The sequence below is a fragment of the Holospora elegans E1 genome, from assembly GCF_000648275.1.
In the GTDB taxonomy this organism is placed as follows: domain Bacteria; phylum Pseudomonadota; class Alphaproteobacteria; order Holosporales; family Holosporaceae; genus Holospora; species Holospora undulata_A.
The window spans coordinates 1-1643 of record NZ_BAUP01000141.1; the positions used below are offsets into that span (position 1 = coordinate 1).

General features: G+C 34.9%; 3 protein-coding genes. All 3 read left to right on the top strand.

The window, feature by feature from the left end; translation table 11 throughout:
- Positions 1-318: 318 nt before the first annotated feature.
- The 3 genes from HE1_RS05705 to HE1_RS05710 all read left to right on the top strand — a co-directional run bounded on the left by HE1_RS05705 (position 319) and on the right by HE1_RS05710 (position 1591).
- Positions 319-552, top strand: a complete 234-nt coding sequence (locus HE1_RS05705; RefSeq protein WP_035545638.1) for a hypothetical protein — start codon at positions 319-321, stop codon at positions 550-552.
- 230 nt (positions 553-782) lie between these two features.
- Entirely contained in the window at positions 783-965 is a 183-nt protein-coding gene (locus HE1_RS09165; protein ID WP_162531299.1) for a hypothetical protein, read from the top strand.
- Between the two features lie 98 nt (positions 966-1063).
- Positions 1064-1591 (top strand): hypothetical protein, encoded by a 528-nt coding sequence (locus HE1_RS05710; RefSeq protein ID WP_162480376.1) that lies wholly within the window; start codon positions 1064-1066, stop codon positions 1589-1591.
- The last annotated feature ends 52 nt before the right edge of the window (positions 1592-1643 follow it).

Sequence of the window (1643 nt, forward strand, 5' to 3'; positions counted from 1 at the left end):
GTTTAGTCCCAGCAAGAAGTAGCTAGGATTAGGTATAAAATATTCAGGATGAATTGTCCACTGATTTAGAATATTTTCCTCCATGAATTATTGTCTTCATTATATACTCCATAATTCTCTGGGATCAAACACAAAAAGAAAGAGCTAGTGTTATGGATAATGCCGCTTAAAGGGAAAGCTATGCAAAAGATGCTAGAAGATGCCATTGTTTGCTTTATTTTCCTTCCTTACTCGAAGCTTTTAACTAAAGATGCTTTTTATTAAAATCAGTAAAGGAAGTCTTTTAAAAGTCTCTAAAAATAATTGTATGTAAATTTTGTGAGTGTTCTGATTGCTTTAAAAGCGGATTTGTTCGATGGGGTAAGCGGTACAAATGTAAAAAATGTGGAAAAAATTTCACGAGGTGTGCCCAAGAAAGATAAGCTCCAAGCCCTTGTTTTATACGCAAGCGGCCTTTCAATGAACCGAAGTGCTCAGCGTTTTGGTGTCAGCGTGAGCGCTGTTTTGAAAGGGGGCGGTCACCTTATAATCAAGGCTATGCGCCAAAATTGAGCTATCCCCAAAAGACAAAGGTATTTTCAAGGAAGTCGATGAATTTTGGTATTATTTAAAAAAAAGAAGCAAAAAATTTGGATTTCTAAAGTCTATGATCGTGCTGGAAAAGGGCTCTTCGATTGGGAATTTGGTGATCACTCGAATCAAACATTCAAACGACTTTTTGAACGATTAAAAAATGGAAACAAGCCCCCGCCTATTTCAGGGAAAATATAAAACCTTTTCCTTTGAACAAAATAATGCTCGACACCGCCATTGGTTTGCAAGATTTCGCCCCCCTTGCAAACACACGATCACTTGAACTGCTGAAGGTAACACTGCGTATTTTTACGGCACTTCACGTTAATAAAACATTGAAAACAATCATGCTATCTTTTGTTAAAGGTCTCAAAATAAAAACAAAATATTAATAAATATGTTGTATTATTATATTTAGTTTAAAACAACAAGTAATAAAATGAATAGCAAAATAAAAAAATGTATAATTTTCTTATTTTTATCAGGAATAGTGCAAAATTTCCAAATTTACGCTAATACGCCCTCTTTTCCCTATGACATGTACTATAAAAACGCGTATAATCAACAGCAACCGCAATATTTTTCTGAAAACGGAAAAAATGGCAAATTAAATCTTTTTTCTAAAGTCGCGAAAATTACAGCAAATACGTTGTACGGTGTTGCAAGAAATTCAAAAGATCCATCTTTGGCGAATATTGCTCAAGGAATGAACGGTGTTGCAGGATTTGCGAAAGCTGTTAACGATACAAGAGATTCATTTCGTTTCCAAAACAGTCCTCCTTATGACAGAAATGGGAGTTATTACAGAAAAGATGACCAAAATAAATTTTGGTACGAACAAGATTACGATACAAGAGATTCATTTCGTTTCCAAAACAGTCCTCCTTATGACAGAAATGGGAGTTATTACAGAAAAGATGACCAAAATAAATTTTGGTACGAACAAGATTATCCAAAACGCCAAAAACGCCAAAAACGCCAAAACCGCCAAAACCGCCAAAGCTTTGAAGAGTTCTAAGTTCTATATTGATCGAGATCGAAAATGGAGCAGAGTGGTGCTTATTTTTAAC